Below are 18785 nucleotides of genomic sequence, written 5' to 3' on the forward strand. Positions count from 1 at the left end.
GATCTACTCTCAGCGGGGTAAAAGAGTGTTGTTAATTACGGCTGTTTATTTGTTTGGAAGGGTGGATCTCCCCAACTTTCTTGTTGTGAAGGAGAGGGCGTAAGAATATCAAACTCTAGTTGTAAGTAGCTAAAGGGTGGGATCCCCCCCAACCCCCCTTGAGAAAGGGGGGGAGCATGTCGTTTCCGTCCCCTTGCGGGGAGTTGGGTTGGAAAGGCATTCCCCGCCGAAACTTCTGGAGAGGTAGAACTTCGCTTGTTTCCGTCCCCTTGCGGGGAGTTGGGTTGGAAAGGCGGTAGAAAAATATATTCAAGGGGAATTGGCCTGGGATGGCGTTTCCGTCCCCTTGCGGGGAGTTGGGTTGGAAAGATGGCCAATTTTACTTGAATAAAGAGGCCGTAATAGTAGGTGCGTTTCCGTCCCCTTGCGGGGAGTTGGGTTGGAAAGAGACCCATTTTGAAACCTTTGCTGTGACTGCCTTTGAACCCTGCGGATCTCCATAGGGGTCAAAACAGCCGAAAAAGCAGACCAAAACCAATGGAAATTACTCATTTTCGACGCCTGAAACCCTTACTGGGCAAGGCATCTCCATAGGTCAACGTAATAATGCGGCTTTCAAGGTTCGGGCGACCTGTGGAGATCGCGCTTTTAATACGCAAAATCTTAGCAATAGATTTCCAAACCTGACAAACTTTTTACGGACATCTTTAGATAATGTAATAATTTGGCGGCGGTTCCGGCTTAGGACTGCCAATAGTCAAAATTCTCGAAAAAGCATCCTGAGTGATCCAATATAAGCGCACATTATCCTCCTGCTCATTAACCAGCTTTTGCAATGCCTTGTGTAAATTGCGCATTTCTGACAAAGACAAAAAACACTCAAACACACTGTATTGCACCCGTCGCCCGTAACCTTCCAAACAATTGGCTAACTTAGTGCGGCGTTTGTTATTTGGAATATCGTAAACCACTAAAACCAGCATTATCCTAGCCTTTGATAAGGTTCATAGGGTGTTTGGTTGATCAACGCCTGTTTATAGCGCTCAACCTGTAACTGGATCACCCGCCGATAGGACACAGGCTCAGCCACATCAGGGTGGGCAACCTCCAAAGAAAGGCGCTTCTCAAACTGCTGCAAAAAAGGCCGCCGCGCCACATCACTGAGATAAATGCCCCCCGCCTCATTGGGCCAAGTAAAATCCGTCGGCTTCACAAACTTTTGGTTAATCAAACGGATCACCAAACTATCCACAATCGGCGAACGAAATTCCTCCATCAGATCAAATGCCAGAAACGTCTTTTTCTTCTCTGACCCGTGCAAATGCCCCAAATACGGATTTAACCCCGCCGCCAAAATAAAACTCAGCACATGGTTAAACAACAACGTATAACCAAAGCTCAAGAGAGAATTGACCGGATCCTTCGGCGGCCGCCGATTGCGCCCCGTAAACGAAAACCCCTCATTGACGATTAACTGCCCCAACCCTTGGAAATACCGCGCCGCCCCAGCCCCCTCGTGGCCCCGCAACTGCTCAAGGGACTCCGCCGCCGCCACCGCATCCACATCTTCTAACAGAGCCTCAATGATCCGACTGACTTGATCACTTTTGCGCTTACGGTTCAGCCGCAATAACAACAGCCGTGAGTTCATTAGCTTCGCCCCCACGATCGCCCGCGCCACTTCCTGGGTAAAATGTGCCTCCCCCTGGCGCTGATACTGCAACAGCTCCGTGCGGATATCATCATGTTCGACGCTCCAGAGATGGCCCCGATAGTCGCCGAACTGGGAGAAAAACAACACCGGGATCTGCCGCTCCAAACATTCCGTAATCACCGTTGTGGTCAGTTGGATATTGCCAAAGACCAAAACCTGGGTCACCTCCCGCACTGGCATCTCAAACAGATGTTCCGGCGGTGTTTTTACACAAAAACGTCCCTGTTCTTTTTTGACTGTGGTGCCCTGCTGCACTAGATATAACGTAGACATACCCGCTTTCCAAATGGCCTCCTGAGAAATAATTTGTACCCGCTCCTTTTGGCGCACCTCGTAACCTAAAACCACAAATAACGGTGGCGGAATGGGCTGCTGAGACCCCTGGAGGGCCGCTACCATTGCCCGCTGCATTTGGGTCGGGGCCGCCCTAGACTGCTCTGCATGGACGACCCGCAGATTCGTGGCGGTTTGCGGTTGGGGTAAGGGTGTCTTGCTGCGGGGGGGTGATTGGGCTGGGACAACAAGATCCCCCACGAAAATATGCCCTAAAAACTTAAAACCCTTCTGAAAATTAGTGATCCGCGTTTTGCTCATGTTGAGCTGGAGACCGATCTCGGCCATCTGCTGCGCCACTTCGGGCAAGATTTTCTGCACCTGTCGCTCCCGTTGCCCCAGGATCACAAAATCGTCTGCATAACGGACTAACTTTAGAGGGGTGCGCAACAGCGCTTCATCAAAATCATCGAGATAAACATTCGCCAAAATCGGCGCAATCACCGCCCCTTGGGGGATGCCCGCCTGGGGGAGAATTAGCCCAGACTGGGTAACCACCCCCACCGCAATCCACTGCTGTACCAACTGCAAAACAAGATCACAAAATGACGGATCCTGGCCTGGGAGCCGCTCTGCTACCTCCGCCAACAGTCGCCTGTGGCCAATGTGGTCAAAATAGTCAAAAATATCGGCCTCCATGACCCAGCGATAACCCCGGCGGGAAAAAGCATGGATCTGATCCACCGCCATGCGATGGGAACGCCCTGGCCGATAGGCGAAACTACAGACCTCGAACTCCGGCTCCAGGATTGGGTAAAGCACATTCAAGAGGGCCTGTTGGACAATGCGGTCTGCCACGGCCGGGATGCGCAACTCTCGCCATTGGTGCGATCGCTTGGGGATAAAGACCTGCTTGAGGGGTAAGGGGCAATAGGTACCGGTTTTAACCCCCCGCCGTAAATGATCCAAGTGCCCTTGGAGATGATCGGAAAAGGCAAGGATACTTTGGCCATCAATCCCCGCACAGCCGTGATTCGCCGCAACCTTTTGCCAAGCCGCCATAAAATTTGCTTCACTGACAAACTGATCTACTGTGCGCTGGGCCATCGCGGTTTCCCCATGCGAGTTGCTTGATTGCTCATCATCCAAAAAAATATGAAGAGGGGTCTTCATTATGATGGCACAATAAAAACCAAGATTGCAAAACAACACAACGAAAGGTAATCAGAGGAAACAACAAATGATGCAGCCCAAACAACTGATCCTCGGTGTCGCTACCCTTGGACTTTTGGCGATCGCCACCCTACCCGCCAGCGCCAACCGCCGCCATCACCTCGACGTACACCGCTATTGCAAGCGGATCTTTGCCCAGGGGAATGTCTGGAATGGTCGGCAATATACCAGGGATGGCTGGCACCGCTATAACCGACGCAGAAACACCCATGAATGCGGTTTTACCTATCGCAACCTAGGGGAAACAGAGACGGGGGGCGAGATCGGTGGTGGCTTTGGGATCTTTAATATCGGGATTGGTGCTAGTGGCAATCGCTCTACCACGAATACCAATGTTGGTCGCGAACAGACCACCTACGAAGCTGTGTGGATCGATAAAGCCTGTCGTGAACAAAACAGCAATCCTCGTGCTTGGGCAGAACAGCAGGGCAGCGTTGTGTGGTGTGTGCTTCCTTGACCTCAGTGATTGCTAAAAATCTCTTAGTCCCTCAATTTGGGGGATTTAAGAGGCTAGCTCATTATTTTTAGACCTTTTCCTATGTAAGTCTCCATGCACCCATGGTTCCTCTAGGAACACCAGAGAGCCGCATCAATGCTTTCTCTACGAATTGTTAAATTTACGAGAACTCAACCAAAGTGTTTCTATAGCATTGGTAGAAGCATTCAACTTCTCAGTCAAAAATTGTCCAATTACTTTAAAAATCCGCCTTTTTCTATTTGCCAATTTAGTGATGATATCAGCCTTGGATCAAGGGTGATTGTTCATTCACCCTAAATATTTCCTGCCCCCAGGGAGACCTCGGCTAAAAGCCAACGACCCATGCTAAATCTTCAGAAGACTCTGGCTCTAGGCTTTTTCTTTTTAAGCAGTGCTACTTTATGACTTATTACCTTGTTTTAATCGAAACTTCCGGCAACCAACAGTTTATTTTTTCGACCAACAAGCTGCGAGAAAATATTGGTGCTTCTGAATTGACCTATCGGGCTGGAACCCAATTGATCTTAGAGACGGTAGGTACATTAACCAAAACTCCGTCTTGGCAAGTTTGGCAAGATCCAGAACGATTACGGATACTACTACGGGACGATAAAAATAGGCCCATTAAGGATAAAAATAGGCCCATTGAGTTTCAGCAAGATGGGAAGCATCAAATTGAAATTTTAACGGCAGCTTCTGGTAAAGCGTTATTGCTCACGAAAACAAAAGATACGGCCCAAGCGGTCATTCAAGCGGTGACGAAAAAAGCAATCCTAGAAGCGCCAGGGCTAGACATCATGGGCGTTTATGAAGTGATTGAGGATTGGGAGACCAACCCAGAAGCTCTCTCAAAGGCGATCGCCCAGGTGCATAAAACCTATGAGAAAGTCCGTGCTGAACGCGCCACCTCACCCCAAAGTCGTTTTCTCCGGTTACCGATTATGGCGGACTGTGCGGTGAGTGAATTGCCAGCATCAGTCTTTAAACCAAAACCCGGTAATAGTGACGAAAGGGAAAGGCTGTCATCGGTAAGTGACCAGAAGCGGGAAACGGCTCCTAAAGCTCAGGAAAGATTACAGGCGATCGCCAAACCCCACAAACTATTTCAGGATCTCGACAAATTAGAGAAACAATTTGAAGAGGATCTATCTTGGATTGCGATTGTCCATGCCGATGGCAATGGCTTAGGACAAATCTTTCTGAATTTTCAAAAGTATATTAGTGAGCCGGATAATCGCACCTATGCCAATGAATTTCGTCGCTTTTCCCTTGCCCTCGATGACTGTACAGAAGCAGCTTTTCGAGAAGCATTAAAGGTTTTTGAAAAAGATAATAAAAAGAACGATTTTTTACCGATTGTGCCACTAATTGTCGGTGGGGACGATCTCACAGTGATTTGTCATGGTCAGTATGCCCTCGAATTCACGCGGGTTTTCCTCCAGGAGTTTGAAATACAAACCGCAAAGCATAAGGATATTAGGAATATTGCCAGTAAAGCTTTTGGGGTGAAAAAGCTGTCAGCCTGTGCGGGGATTGCGGTGATTAAACCCCATTTCCCATTCTCCGTGGCTTACCATCTCGCTGAAAGACTGATCAAATCAGCTAAAACCGTCAAAGAAACCGTTAAGTGTATTCCCACTAAGCAGATAGAAGAAAATACACCTTTTCCCTGCTCTGCCATTGATTTTCATATTCTCTACGACAGTAGCGGCGCAGACTTTGACGAGATTCGCGATCGCCTCCAACCAGAGGAAAACACACTGCTGCACAACCGCCCCTATGTGGTGAGTCACAGTTTGGAAGGAGCCAAAGAACCCGGAAAAGTTTGGGCCGACCGTCATGACTGGTCGAAATTAGCCACCCGCATTCAAGCACTCAAGGATGGGGATCTTGCCAGGAGTCAAGGCAGTAATATTCGCACCGCTCTACATATCGGCCAAGCGGCTGCCGATGCGCAATATCGCCTGATCAAACAACGATATAACAGCCTCAATAGCTTTAAGGAATCTGAAAACTCTTTATTCCATACAGATGAAGCAAACAAGTATCGAACTTCTTTTCTCGATGCCCTCGATGCGATGGACTTTCTTAAAAATGATCAAGACAAAAATAATACGGAGGACGCAGAATAATGCCACAGTTACCAGCCGAGCATAAATTTACGCTGCAAATCACAATGACCAGTGACTGGCATGTGGGTTCTGGTTCCGGTCGGGGTGAAATTGATAGTGCAGTTCAACGGGATCACGATAATTTGCCCTATATTCCCGCCAAAACCTTAACGGGTATCCTCCGGGATGGCTGCGAACAGGTGGCGATCGCCCTTGATGATGGCGAGACGAAAGGAAAATGGCACAAGTGGATTGATTTTATCTTTGGTGATCAACCTGCCCTTGCTGAAGGTGCAGTTGAACCCAAACCCGCCCCAGCGCTCGTGTCGATTGGCTCTGGCTACCTAGACTTTACCCTTCGAGAAGCCCTAAAACAAAGAAAAAACTCCAAGGGGCGATCGCCTTCATTAAACCCGGTGTTTCCATTGATCCAGAAACTGGCTCTGCAAGACCTGATTTTCTGAGATTTGAAGAATTAGTTAGGGTCGGAGCAAAGTTGAATGCCGAAGGTTACTTGAATTTTGCTGAGTATGAGACCCTAGATCAGACAACCCAAGAAACAGTCTATGCATTATTGGTGGCAGGCGCGAAGTTCGTTGAACGGCTCGGCGGTAAACGACGACGGGGCAATGGTAACTGTCAGTTCGTTCTCAAAGCTGAGGGAGATAATACCAATGAAAATGATTGGATTAATTGGTTAAAAGATAATTACCCATCAAGACCGGAACCACCGCAGTTAGAACCTCTCCCATTAGATAAACCTAATCTAAATCCTGATGCCAATCCAGTCGAAAGGACAGATGCGAATACCCAACACACTTGGTATCGTATTCCCCTAAAGATTAAAACCTGTTCCCCTGTTATTATTCCGAAACGGACAGTCGGTAACGTGGTGGAATCTCTCGACTATATCCCCGGACGTTATTTTATTCGCCATCTGCACCGCACTATTGGTACACATTTTGATCTTAATGAGGCGATCGCCACCAATCAAATTATCATCACTAATGCCACGATTGAGATTGATGGACAAGCAGGAAAACCAACGCCTCTTTGTTTATTTGGTGAAAAGCTAGACGGCGGCCTAGGTAAAGGAAAGGGCGTTTACAATCGCTTCTTGGAACCAGAACCGGAAGGAATCCAACTCAAGGGAGAACGTAGTGGCTATGTCGGCAAGTTCGATAGCAAACATTTGCCCCAACACAAAACCGTTAAGTTAACGGTGAATACCCACAACACAATCAAAGACGATGTACAACGACCGACCAGTGAGGTGGGAGGCGTTTATAGTTACCAAGCAATTCCCATCAATACAACTTTTCGGGCAGAGATTCGGATCCCTGATGCGATTAAGCAACAGTTAGATCAACAAGATGAAAACTGGCAGACTCAATTAAATGGAACTCTACGCATTGGTCAATCGAAAAAGGATCAATACGGAAAAATCGAGATTACAGTAAATAAACCACAGGCAATTGATCCGCAAGAAAATAACCAAGATCACCTATATGTTTGGTTTTTGTCTGATGTTTTGCTACGAGATAAAAAGACGCTGCAACCGACCACTGATCCGGAAGTCCTCCAAGAACTTTTAGAGCAGGAATTAGGCATTACTCTCAAGAAACCTCCTAAATCAGAAGATCCAAAGCAAGAACTCATGTCTTTAATGATGCGATCGCAGCGGACAGAATCCTGGCAAGTGCGCTGGGGTTTACCCCGTCCGACGATGCTCGGTTGGCAAGCCGGAAGCTGTCTGGTTTATGAAGTGGAGGGCAATATTGATCCTCAAAAATTAGGTGAACTAGAAGTAAAAGGAATTGGCGATCGCCGTGTGGAAGGTTACGGTCAAATCAGCTTTAATGACCTTCTATTAACAGCAAAGCTTGAAGAAAAAAAACGTGAAGACAATTCTTCTGAGCCGCCTCAAAATACACCTACATTACTCCCAACGAATCATGAATATGCTCGCACCATTGAAAAAGCAGCATGGCGGGAAGCAATTGAGAATAAAGCATTGGCGATCGCTGCTGATCCTCAGAAACGTCAGGAGATTTTAGGGCTAAAAATTATTGGTGAAGAAAGTCATCCCCCTATGAGTCAACTCGGTGGTCTTCGTTCCGTGATCCGCAGACTACGCCGTTCCCAAGACCAAAATAAAGTGACTAACTGGCTGAATGCCATAGAAAATACTGCCAACCGCCGCGAAAAGTGGGAGAAGACAGCGAATGGATTAGCTCAAATTCGGTCTTTAGCTACTGATCAACATCAGGTATGGCGATACCTCTCCCAGGATCAGGATATTGATTGGCAAAAAATTACCATTACCCAAAATGGCGAACAAGCATTAAAAACCGAACTCTGGGCCGAAGCAGTTCGCACTCTCGTTGATGCGGTTATTCGTGGCCATAAACGAGATTTAGAGAAATCACAAAATAAGGAGGCAGCATAAAGATGGCACGTCAAATTCATACCCGCTGGAAAATTACTGGCAGGCTCAAAGCAGAAACCCCCATTCATGTGGGCGGCATGGGTGGTGATGCCGATACCGACCTCGCTTTAGCGGTTAATGGCAAGGGCAACTATTACATTCCCGGAACCAGTCTCGCTGGTGCTTTTCGTGGTTGGCTCAGTAAACCTTTTTCAAAAAAAGAATTAGAAGCAATAGATCACCCTGTCAATCAACTGTGGGGATTTCAAGATAGGCAAGGGAATGGTCATGCCAGTTTTGTCATTATTGATGATGCAGAAATTGGTGGCGATCCTCAAATCGAAATTCGGGAAGGGGTCGGGATTGATCGCGATACCGGAGCCGCCGCTGATAAAGCAAAATATAGCCGTGCCATTTTGCCTAAAGGCGTCACTTTTCCGCTAAAGATTACCCTTGATTGCAAAAAAGATAGTGAAGCAACTGAGCTATGGAAACTATTGTTAGCTTTGGAAAATGGGGATATCCGTATCGGTGCAGCAAAAACCAGAGGCTTAGGGAAAGTCAAATTAATCGAGAAGTTTGAAATTGAAAAGCATCAGCTAAATAATGCTGACGGACTATTTAAATCCCTCCTGAATCAAGATCTTGAAGAGGATTGGTCTACGCTCAAGGCAAACATCACCTATCAATCTCCCGCGAAATTAGATCTCTGTATTAACTGGCAGCCAAAAGATCCGGTGATGGTAAAAGCCGAAGGTGATGGGATTGCCGTTGATATTCTGCCCCTCGTCAGTCGAGTAGCGAATAATGATGTGCGGTTTGTCATTCCTGGTAGTTCCATCAAGGGGGTACTCCGCGCCCATGCCGAGCGGATTGTGAGAACTGTCTGCGAAAAAGATACAGGCGACAAGTTCTTAAAACAGGTGCAGCTATCGTTGATTGATGAACTGTTTGGTGCAGCTTCCTATAAAAGGAAAAATCAAGAAATTGAAACAGGTTTGATCGGCATCCTCGGAGTGGATGACTGCTACGGTACGTTGCCGATGAATCCTGAGCACTGGGCCGCCGTAGAAAATGCGCCAAAAGATCATAGGGAATTTGCTGGGAGATCAGTACAGACTGATGAGCTAACTGAATTAAAAGGAAGACTTTCTACTGCCTTAAAGATTGACGAAACTGAAGCATTTAAAAAGCTCCAACCTGCGATGCACGTTGCCATTGATCGCTGGACGGGAGGAGCCGCTGACGGGATGCTCTACAGCGTTCTCGAACCGATTGGAGTGGACTGGGAACCGATTGGCATTCACCTCGATTTAGCACGATTGGAGAAATACCATTTCGATTTACTGCAGCCTGCGATCGCCCTCCTCCTCCTCGTACTCCGAGACTTTGCGAACCGGAAAATCCCCATTGGCTACGGCACAAATCGCGGTATGGGCACAGTGGAAGTTATAGAAATGCAATCTATCGCTAACGGGGTCAAAAATTTAGATCAATTAAACGGTGAACATTCCATTGCTAATAATCTCAGTGATCTTGATCCCCAGCTTTTAGAACAACTGACGGAAGCTTGGCGAGACTGGATCAAATCATCTACGCAAACCAATCAAAAGGAGGAACAAGCCGCATGAGCGATCAACATCAAAAACCACAACTAAGGGATGCAATTTTATATCGTTATACCAGCAAAAATAATCTAACTCTCAGTGAGGCGATCGCCGCCGGGAGTGATTACCTAGAAAAGGCGATCGCCCTGCTCTACTCTCCCGAAGGCTGTACCATTGCCCAACTAAATAACGGTCAATTACAGAATTCTGAGGGGAAAATTCTAGAAGATATCAAGCATGTTTTTGAAGCGCGGATTTTTAACGAGCAATCTGAATTGCGCTGGCTTAATCAAGCCCTCGTTTCCGGGCAAGCCGTATTTATCTCCGAACAATCTCTCAACCTGAATAATTTTGATGCTCAAGCCTCCCTTAATTCAGAAGCCCTTGAACAAAAATATTTACTCTGGGGTGAAAAGGTTAATAACAAACCATCAGCAGCAGGCTGGCTTAGACTAGCAGAAGCCCGCATCGGCAAACTCGACATTCCTCTAGCCGATTCTGTAGCTAAAGATCAACGAGTTTATCTAATTACCAATGAATACATTGCCCCAGAGGAAGTCTATGGAAACTATGGCGCAATTGAAGAACGATTAGTCAAACTAGAGGTCAAATGATGGCGATTTCTTTCAGTCAATTTTAGTTAGATATTCAAGAATATTTTCTAAATAATTCTGGATTTTTTCCAATATTAAAAAATTATCATACTACTACATTCGTTTTATTGAGGATAAAAAATGACTATTGAAAATGGAACTTTAGAGATTAAAACTCAAAATCAAAGAGGTCAACAGGTCAAAGTTTGTACACTTTCTTACATTAGCTCTGATGGTCAGTATCGAAGCATTAAACTTGATCTTGCTTCTTCAGAAGAAATCTCTAAAACTTTACAAAAAAAGATAGAAAAACTATCAAAGGGCCGTATAGATGTTGACTTTGAGGAAGAAAACGGACAAATTCTCCGATTGCGAGAGCAGGGAGAAGATTGGGTTGCCGCAGTTCCTGACATCGAGATTCCAGAGCAGCAACGTCCTACAGAGGCTGCGGTTGCCGAAGTTCCGAATGTAGAGATCCCAGAGCGACAACGTCCCATAGAAAATTCAAGGGAGGTCATTCCCAACAATTTTCATAATCCCTATAATTTTGTACCTGCTTTGCCTAGAGATGGGGTAACTAGAGAATTAGGCGATCGCCGTCCTGTGGGTCATGGGCGTTATTTACCAGAACATTGGTCTGGTCGGCTTTCTGTGAAACTGACGACGGTGACGCCGTTGCTCATTCCCGATGCGGCAGAAATGACAAATAATGCAGACCATAAAACCTATCCTGTACGCCTTGGAGGTGACGGCAAACCTTATTTACCACCGACCTCGATTAAAGGCATGTTGCGTTCTGCCTATGAAGCCATAACAAATTCCCGTCTGGCAATTTTAGATAAACATGATGAGCGCCTAGCCTATCGAATGCCTGCCAAAATTGGCTTACAAATGGTACCTGCACGGATCCAAAATGGACAAATCCATCTCTATCCTGGTACGTCTGAAATTGGCAATGACGGAAAACCGCAAAACGGACATCCGATGTATGCGGCATGGCTACCTAGATATGAACGTAATGGTACAGGTTTAAGATTTGAAGTCCGTTATCCAGATAATTCACTCCCTCAACATGGCGATCGCGTGAAATTCTGGGCAGAAAAATATCGCAAACAAAATTTTACCTATTGGAAAGTGCGCTCAATAGTGCGGTATGAACAAGAATTAGGTCAACAACCTGATCCCAGTCAAGGTCATGGTCAGCATCAACCAACAGGTGACGAGATTCATCAATTTGAGGGTTACGTTTATATCAATAATAAAAATATTGGGACAAAACATGATGAGCGAATTTTCATCACAAGTGAAGACTCTTTTCAAGTTCCTTTAACAGCAGAACTGACTCAAAAGTGGAAAGAACTGATCAAAAACTATCAAGCCACCCATGAGGATGAAATTCGCCAGGGACAACAAGGGCCACCAGCCGTAAATAATGCCCGTTGGTCAAGACATATTACGGCAGGGGCAGCAGCCCGAAATTTAGCAGATGGAACGCTTTGTTATGCCCATGTCAGTAACAACAATAATCAATATCAAGTCAAAGATCTTTATCCTGTGATGATTACGCGGGGACTCTACGAAGAAGCACCGATTTCCTTCCTATCTAAAACCCTGAAACCTGCCACCCAAAAAGAACAACTATCCCCCGCAGATCGAGTATTTGGCTGGGTGAATCAAAACGGAAAAGGTTCCTATAAAGGTCAATTAAGAGTTCATAGTGTTACCTGCCAGACAAATGATCCTGTTGAAAACTTTACCAATGGCGGCTTTCCTTTAAATATTCTCGGACAACCCAAACCCCAACAAAGTCGCTTCTATGGCGCAGATGATCAGCAAGGAAGACCCATACCTGACGGCAACGCAAAATCTGAAGGGTATAAATATGATGACCAAGGCTTACGGGGGCGCAAAGTTTATCCTCACCACCAAGGTTTACCCAATGGCTACTGGAATAGCCCTACTCAAGATCGCACTCAGCAGGCGATGAATGGTCACTACCAAGAATATCGTCGTCCGTGTCTTAATGGTGCAGAGCAACGAGATAATCAAAATCGCTCAATTACAGGCTGGGTCAAACCAGAAACAGAATTTACTTTTGACATTGATGTGGTGAATCTCTCCTCTGTGGAGTTGGGGGGGTTACTTTGGCTACTCGACTCACCTAATATTCACTATCACCGTCTCGGCGGCGCAAAACCCTATGGGTTTGGGAGTGTGTGGCTTGAGATTGACTGGGAACAAACCGATTTACGCCAAGGGACAGATTGGCAGGAGTTTTACAAAGATTTGACCTCCATACTTTCTGCTGACACACAACCTCAACAGTGTATTAAAGACTTTCAAGAAGCCGTCAAAAATCAGTATAAACAGAGTTTTCGTCAAGTATTCTTTATTAGTGCTTTCTGCCGAGCGAGTAAGGGTTTTGATGATAATGCCGCCATTCGTTATCCTCGCATCTATGAGAGACCTAATCCTCGAGGGGAATCCTTTGAATGGTTCGCTAAAAATGATAGAACTGCAAATCACAATAATGGTCGAAAAACTTTCTTTGCCAGACTTAACACAAGCACGCCCCCAAGCTTTTCCGATTCAACCTACTGCTTAAAGATGGTCACGCAATAATCAGAAAGACCAAGCGTGGCAATATTAAGCTCTAAAATCTTCTCTCAAACAAATTTTTATCAACTAACTTCAGAAAAAATCATGGCTAAAATTCTTATTTCTCCCGTTGGTGTTGGTGGCAGATTCAAAAATCCTGAATCCCTTGATCGAGAATATCAAGAGGCCCAATATCGCATCGATGGCAAAGAGTATACTAGTCGCTTTACAGCCTCTGCTTTGTGCCAACATTTCCAGCTTGATGGGATTATTTTTATTGGCACTGTTCGGTCAATGTGGGAGGAAGTCTACCGCTACTTTTCTGAAGAGGTCAATCTCAGGCAGAGTGGTAATCAGATCCAATTTGACGAAGATTATTGGTATAGCCTAGCTACACAAATTGATGGTTTGGATCACCGCAGCGATCTCAGTGAACTGGATCTTGCAAGGGTTAATGAAGTTTTAGGCGATCGCTCTAAATGTATCCTCGTCAAATACGGTTTGGACAATGAGGAATTGTGGAACAACTTTAACCTCATTTTTGAAATCATTAATTTTTTAGATGACGGCGATGAGATTTATATCGACATTACCCATTCCTTCCGTTCATTGCCTCTATTTCTATTTTTGATTATCAACTTCATTAAGGATTTGCCGAGAGAGAAAAATATTCACATTGCTGGTATTTATTATGGCATGGTGGATGTTGTGCGGGAAATGCAAAATATCCACGGTGAAAAATTTGCACCCATTGTTAATTTACAGCCCTTCTTTGACCTGACGGAATGGATTAAGGGCAGCTATATTTTTAATACCTATGGTGACGGTAAACTGATTGCCAATCTCCTTAAAGAGCAATCTCCAGAAATTTCCGCAAATATTCAGGATCTTTCTGAGGCGATCAATATGGGTATGGCTCCAGCTATTAGAAAACAAGCAACTGCCTTACAGAAAAACTTAAATGCAGAAAACAATGAAGTTGATACTACAAAGCTAGAGCAAAGCCCATTCAAATATATTAAAGCCGATTTAGAGTCAACCTGTGAGAGATTTGTAAAACGAGAATTAGAATGCCAGTTTCAGCTACGTTTAGCGGACTGGTATTTTCAAAATGGCAGATATTCGTCCGCTTATTTATATTTAGCAGAGTCCTTAGTTACTTATGCCTGCGAAAAAGAAAACTCACAAAGAGTTGAAGCTGACCAAAAAAGCCTATATAGCGAAGAGTTTCGTGACAAGAATAAAAGAGAGTATATTTATCGTGGGGGTGAAAATCGTTATGGAAACTTTGATAGGAGTTTATCAAAACTTTATAATAAAGTCAGCAAAATTCGCAATCGGATTGCCCATGTAACTTTGAATCCTGGTGCAGCAAGGGTTAATGATGCTATCGAAAAATGGCAAGATCTTTACCAGGAAGCTTCCAGAATTTTTAACAAATTTTAAAAAAATTAAATTCCAAAAAAATTTCCCTTTGTTAATTTAAATAGTGAGTAGAAGATGCCAGAATTAGCTTCAAACACTTTAATGGTTGCAGTTTCTACCGGACAAAATACGGCCAATGCTGTGCCAGCACTACAGTTGGGTGTTTCTAGCATCTTGTTAGTTGAAACGGAATATGCCCAGCAGCAAGGATGGAGCAAAGGCCTTTGTCAAGTGCTCAAAAAGCGTCGGTTGAAAATCGAAGCACCTGTTATTCTTGACCGAGAAGAGAGTAGTCGCATTGATTTAATTCAAACAAAATTACTAGAAAGACTTGAGAACTATCCTGCTGTAATTTTCAATCTGGGGGGAGGTCAGAAAGCACAACAAATCGCCATTTGGGATGTGTTTAATAAACGCAATAATAGCAATGATCGGGTAACCTATGCCAATATGGGGAATGGTCAGCTTGAGCTCTGGCAAAGAGAAAATGGGGAACTTAAGTATACCGCAAAGTCCATCAACTGTGATCTAAGGGTCGAAGAGATTCTCAGAATCTTTAACAAATACCTTTATTCCTATGAAAAGAATCCTAAAAATTTTGGTGGAGAACTCTTTAAACTGTACGAAGAAGGCCCTTTAAAAAAGATTATTCATGGACAACGAAAAGAGAATAGAATAGCAAATATAGAAGATAAGCGCTTAACTGAAGAAGAGCTCAAAAATTCATTTTTATGGAAAAATTTTCATATATTTTTAGGTGATTATTATAGATTGCAAAATGCTAACAACAACCAGAAAAATAAAATTCTAGAATCGTTGGTTTTAAAAATTGTTAAACAAATTAAAAATTCACCTATCTCAGAAAATCTTGCCTTGCCAGAAGAACCAAATGAACTGCGCAAATTTCAAAAAATTTTGAGTCCAGCTTTTGTTAGAATAAAAACAGTTAAGCATTTTAAACGTTTCTTAAAGAAAGATTTATTTAAAGCATTTGCTGAATATAAAGATAAAATATATACCGGAAATTTAATCTCAATAGATCGAAAGAAATACCAGAGTTTACCAGCAGGTATTTTTTCCTCATATGAACTATCGCAACAACTGGAGCAACAAGGAGGAGTTGGATTTATTTTTGAGACAATTGTCTATGATTGGCTAAAGAACATCAAACCTCAATTCACCGAGGGCTTTGTTGATATTTTAAAAAATGCCAAGATCAAAAGTAATCTAGAAGCAGCTAATCCCGAAGCTGAACATGATTTTTTGTTTGCCACTAAAAAAGGCACTCTGGTTTCTTTAGATGCCAAGATTGGTGAGTTGCCGCAAAAGGATTTAGATGCTCGCCTTTTAAATCTCAGCCAAGGGAGTGGGGCCTATGCCAAATTCTGTGTGGTATTACCGCTGGATCAAAAATTTTATGAGCAAGATTTAATCCAGCCCCATGTTTTAAACACGATATTTAAGCTCCACCCCAGGGTACCAATTCTTGGCTTGGGTTTTTCAAGTGAGCTAGAATTAAAGCATTCTAAAAGCCAAAAAAGTATTCGACTTAAATCACCTGAAGACTTTTTCGCTGCGTTACGTTAAGCTGTCTTCTTTGCTTAACTAGCGACGATAAGTAAAGTCAATAATTATCCATAAATTAGCCCCATTGTCTTTAAAATTGCTGAGCTATATTTTGTAATGGCTTCAGCAATTTTTTATTCAATTGGCCTAGCATTTATTGGGTGAGTCTAGAAAGCACCATGCTGTGGAGCAATGCCCTAGTAGAAAGTGCTTTGTTCAGTTCTCGGAACACTCGCCTCGAAGCCATAGGCCCCTTCTTCTTCCTTCCAGGTTACATCCATCTCTAAAAGTTCACTGCCCGTGGAAAAATCACTGGTCGCAAGAAAAGTCCAATCTGGCAAGATTTCTCCGGTCGTGATACTGTCAAGACCGATAATATCTGCTGTAATCTGAAAATCAACGGGATAAGGCAAAGTATAGTAACTGGTCACTTGGTTGCCTCTGTTAATGCTGAAGTCTTGACTATCTCGAAAATACAAAGGGCATTTAAACGAACCATTCAGCTTGACACGGGCAAAATAAATATTATTGGCTACACTTGCCAGGGAAATACCGAAGATAGAGATTTCTTCGGCGGGTTTAACGTTGAGATTGTCTACGGTCACATTCACCTGGGGGGGAAACTCAGCGGCCAACTCTGGATACAAAGGACTGTCTGAGATCACGGGGACAATCTCAGCACCATTAAAATTACTATTACGAGATTGGACTTCCCTGAGGCCAGCTTCGCAGATCTGCTGGTAGGCTTCAGCTCCGCCTTTTTCTGAGAGGGCTTGTTTGACAATTCCAGCAAATTTAGATTTACTCACCTGGTTAGAATTCGGCATTGAGGCACAGGCGGCCAGTACATTCACAAGTCCGACACAGAGCAGTATTTTGGGGGCGGCAGTGCGAAAAGTCTGAGCTTGCATGATTGGGTTCACTCCACAATTAACCTGAAAGCACCATTTATTATGCTACTTAAATGAAGAGGGGGCTTCCGTATCTGGAGATGGGGCATTTCTCCCACTGGAAGTCCCCTGTGGGTTGTGGTTTTCGGGGAGGTGCCAAATCCCCCCGAATGCCCCGTAGGGCCTAGACCTCGATCAAGCGGCAGGCTTTCTGGCTACCTTGGCGATCGATTTCGGCGTAAATTAAATCAATCCATTGTCCTTGGCGGGGGAATTTTTTGGCATCGAGACAAAGCACCCAGTAATAGTTGATCCCTAACTGTTGCCGTACTCTGAATTGAGCGGGTTGGGTTACTGTGCGGATGGCTTTGTGGGCTTTGTATTCGTTGGGAACGACGTACACTGCGACCCGTGCCATGTTGCCTTGGTGATCTTCGAGGAGGAGTACGGCATCGATCAGGAGGAGATCCCAGTAGGTGTAGGGGTCTTCCATGTCCTGACGACTGTAGAGTGCCCGTTCAAATTCTCGCCCGAGGTGATTTTGTACTAACTGCTTTACGCGGGGGAAACTGAGATTGGGGTTGGATTGTTCTAAAACTTTGAGTTGAGCGGCAACGGCACGGAATTGTAGGCTAAGTAGTGACATTTGGTTGTTTCTCCTAGTTGTTCGGTTTGGCTTGAGGATAGACACAAGAATCCTGCGATTTTGTGACTAAGTGTCAAGTCGACGGAGAAACTGTTTCGTTTAAGTCATCTACTTTGGGGGTGGTGGGAGTAACAACAATTTGGGCCACCGAAGGGAATCATAGCATAAGAGTGTGGGATGGGGTCAATAGGGGAATGATATTTTTTTGTGTGATACGGCATTAATTAAAGGTATGAGGGGCTTGGTGGTAGCCAAAGGTTAAAAAGTTTAAAGAAAAGCGACGTGACTCTGGTAGGGATGGGAATGGGCTGCTATGATTCAAGGCAATTGAAAGCGCATCGCCGCAGGTCATCAGAACCTCGAAAACCTAGTTTTTTCGTTCACCCTATGTGGATCACTTATGCCGCAAGGGTTTCGGACGCCACCTGTAAGCAATTTCCATTCGTTTTGGAGTGCTTTTTAGCTGGTTTTTACCCCTACGGAGATCCGCAGGGTTCAAAGCTAGTCAGAGCAAGGGTTCTAAAATGGGTTTCTTTCCAAACCTTTACCCCGCAAGGGGACGGAAACCCCTCAACCCAAAGTCCTCCGTCATCACCGAAGTGACTTTCCAAACCTTTACCCCGCAAGGGGACGGAAACCGTAACAACTCTGAGGGACTGATATTTTTAGCTTTCCAAACCTTTACCCCGCAAGGGGACGGAAACTGAGAACCAATACAAACATCATCCCCGCTGATGCGACATCTTTCCAAACCTTTACCCCGCAAGGGGACGGAAACTTCTCTCAAGGTTGAGTAGTGAGATGTAAACGTACATGAACTTTCCAAACCTTTACCCCGCAAGGGGACGGAAACAAGTAGTAGCAATTTGAAAAGACATAGCGTTTCTTGGGTCTTTCCAAACCTTTACCCCGCAAGGGGACGGAAACTCCAATTTGTGGACATGCGCCACACAAAAGGCGGCTGGCTTTTCAAACCTTTACCCCGCAAGGGGACGGAAACCAGTATCCTCAGGGAGATCTAGAACGTACGGGTGTCCATCTTTCTAAACCTTTACCCCGCAAGGGGACGGAAACCGATGGCTCCCCCCTTTACCAAGGGGGGTTGGGGGGGATCCTCACCCTCTCCTTTACAGCAGTAGGGATTAGGGGAGATCCCACCCTTCCAAATAAACAGCCGTAATTAACAGCACTGCTTTACCCTACTGAGAGTAGATCCCTCGCCC

Annotated in this window: 13 protein-coding genes and 1 CRISPR repeat array; of the genes, 9 read left to right on the top strand and 4 right to left on the bottom strand. The window is 44.9% G+C overall.

Annotated features, from left to right (window positions below):
* Positions 1–707: 707 nt before the first annotated feature.
* Together cas2 and cas1 are read right to left on the bottom strand one after the other, a co-directional pair.
* Positions 708–983, bottom strand: a complete 276-nt coding sequence (cas2, locus tag AACR41_RS01135) for a CRISPR-associated endonuclease Cas2 (RefSeq protein ID WP_030008159.1) — start codon at positions 981–983, stop codon at positions 708–710.
* Entirely contained in the window at positions 983–3094 is a 2112-nt protein-coding gene (cas1, locus tag AACR41_RS01140; protein WP_030008160.1) for a CRISPR-associated endonuclease Cas1, read from the bottom strand. Before cas1 ends, cas2 begins: the two co-directional genes overlap by 1 nt.
* A gap of 133 nt (positions 3095–3227) precedes the next feature.
* Here cas1 and AACR41_RS01145 point away from each other — a divergent pair, with 133 nt between their 5' ends.
* The 9 genes from AACR41_RS01145 to AACR41_RS01185 all read left to right on the top strand — a co-directional run bounded on the left by AACR41_RS01145 (position 3228) and on the right by AACR41_RS01185 (position 16047).
* Entirely contained in the window at positions 3228–3677 is a 450-nt protein-coding gene (locus AACR41_RS01145) for a hypothetical protein (protein WP_030008161.1), read from the top strand.
* 422 nt (positions 3678–4099) lie between these two features.
* The gene (locus AACR41_RS01150) at positions 4100–5830 is read left to right on the top strand and encodes a Cas10/Cmr2 second palm domain-containing protein (protein ID WP_030008162.1); all 1731 of its coding nucleotides are present in this window, start codon (positions 4100–4102) and stop codon (positions 5828–5830) included.
* The gene (locus AACR41_RS01155; protein ID WP_223209975.1) at positions 5830–6273 is read left to right on the top strand and encodes an RAMP superfamily CRISPR-associated protein; all 444 of its coding nucleotides are present in this window, start codon (positions 5830–5832) and stop codon (positions 6271–6273) included. The genes AACR41_RS01150 and AACR41_RS01155 overlap by 1 nt, the downstream gene beginning before the upstream one ends.
* A gap of 50 nt (positions 6274–6323) precedes the next feature.
* Positions 6324–8258 carry a hypothetical protein gene (locus tag AACR41_RS01160; protein WP_223209976.1) on the top strand — a complete coding sequence of 645 codons (1935 nt, stop codon included), beginning with the start codon at positions 6324–6326 and terminating at the stop codon, positions 8256–8258.
* 2 nt (positions 8259–8260) lie between these two features.
* Positions 8261–9868, top strand: coding sequence for an RAMP superfamily CRISPR-associated protein (locus AACR41_RS01165; RefSeq protein ID WP_030008163.1), 1608 nt, complete (start codon positions 8261–8263; stop codon positions 9866–9868).
* Complete coding sequence (gene csx19 / locus AACR41_RS01170) at positions 9865–10458, top strand: type III-D CRISPR-associated protein Csx19 (protein ID WP_045442558.1); 594 nt, start codon at positions 9865–9867, stop codon at positions 10456–10458. The genes AACR41_RS01165 and csx19 overlap by 4 nt, the downstream gene beginning before the upstream one ends.
* 120 nt (positions 10459–10578) lie before the next feature.
* Positions 10579–13059, top strand: coding sequence for a TIGR03986 family type III CRISPR-associated RAMP protein (locus tag AACR41_RS01175; protein ID WP_223209977.1), 2481 nt, complete (start codon positions 10579–10581; stop codon positions 13057–13059).
* Between the two features lie 81 nt (positions 13060–13140).
* The gene (gene csx2, locus AACR41_RS01180) at positions 13141–14481 is read left to right on the top strand and encodes a TIGR02221 family CRISPR-associated protein (RefSeq protein ID WP_030008166.1); all 1341 of its coding nucleotides are present in this window, start codon (positions 13141–13143) and stop codon (positions 14479–14481) included.
* 54 nt (positions 14482–14535) lie between these two features.
* Complete coding sequence (locus AACR41_RS01185; protein ID WP_030008167.1) at positions 14536–16047, top strand: hypothetical protein; 1512 nt, start codon at positions 14536–14538, stop codon at positions 16045–16047.
* A 176-nt stretch (positions 16048–16223) separates the two neighbouring features.
* Here the strand turns inward: AACR41_RS01185 and AACR41_RS01190 are convergent, their stop codons facing one another.
* Both AACR41_RS01190 and AACR41_RS01195 read right to left on the bottom strand, forming a co-directional pair.
* Entirely contained in the window at positions 16224–16937 is a 714-nt protein-coding gene (locus AACR41_RS01190; protein ID WP_030008168.1) for a hypothetical protein, read from the bottom strand.
* A gap of 163 nt (positions 16938–17100) precedes the next feature.
* Positions 17101–17562: a hypothetical protein gene (locus AACR41_RS01195; RefSeq protein ID WP_030008169.1), complete on the bottom strand. Its 462-nt coding sequence runs from the start codon at positions 17560–17562 to the stop codon at positions 17101–17103.
* 532 nt (positions 17563–18094) lie between these two features.
* Positions 18095–18636: a CRISPR direct-repeat array (repeat unit 35 nt; unit sequence CTTTCCAAACCTTTACCCCGCAAGGGGACGGAAAC).
* Positions 18637–18785: the final 149 nt, after the last annotated feature.

Origin of the sequence: Picosynechococcus sp. NKBG042902, assembly GCF_963864045.1 — a bacterium.
In the GTDB taxonomy this organism is placed as follows: domain Bacteria; phylum Cyanobacteriota; class Cyanobacteriia; order Cyanobacteriales; family MRBY01; genus MRBY01.

Coding starts and splice junctions, on each gene's coding strand:
- cas2 (WP_030008159.1), bottom strand. CDS start 983: ATGCTGGTTTTAGTGGTTTACGATATTCCAAATAACAAACGCCGCACT.
- cas1 (WP_030008160.1), bottom strand. CDS start 3,094: ATGGCCCAGCGCACAGTAGATCAGTTTGTCAGTGAAGCAAATTTTATG.
- AACR41_RS01145 (WP_030008161.1), top strand. CDS start 3,228: ATGATGCAGCCCAAACAACTGATCCTCGGTGTCGCTACCCTTGGACTT.
- AACR41_RS01150 (WP_030008162.1), top strand. CDS start 4,100: ATGACTTATTACCTTGTTTTAATCGAAACTTCCGGCAACCAACAGTTT.
- AACR41_RS01155 (WP_223209975.1), top strand. CDS start 5,830: ATGCCACAGTTACCAGCCGAGCATAAATTTACGCTGCAAATCACAATG.
- AACR41_RS01165 (WP_030008163.1), top strand. CDS start 8,261: ATGGCACGTCAAATTCATACCCGCTGGAAAATTACTGGCAGGCTCAAA.
- csx19 (WP_045442558.1), top strand. CDS start 9,865: ATGAGCGATCAACATCAAAAACCACAACTAAGGGATGCAATTTTATAT.
- AACR41_RS01175 (WP_223209977.1), top strand. CDS start 10,579: ATGACTATTGAAAATGGAACTTTAGAGATTAAAACTCAAAATCAAAGA.
- csx2 (WP_030008166.1), top strand. CDS start 13,141: ATGGCTAAAATTCTTATTTCTCCCGTTGGTGTTGGTGGCAGATTCAAA.
- AACR41_RS01185 (WP_030008167.1), top strand. CDS start 14,536: ATGCCAGAATTAGCTTCAAACACTTTAATGGTTGCAGTTTCTACCGGA.
- AACR41_RS01190 (WP_030008168.1), bottom strand. CDS start 16,937: ATGCAAGCTCAGACTTTTCGCACTGCCGCCCCCAAAATACTGCTCTGT.
- AACR41_RS01195 (WP_030008169.1), bottom strand. CDS start 17,562: ATGTCACTACTTAGCCTACAATTCCGTGCCGTTGCCGCTCAACTCAAA.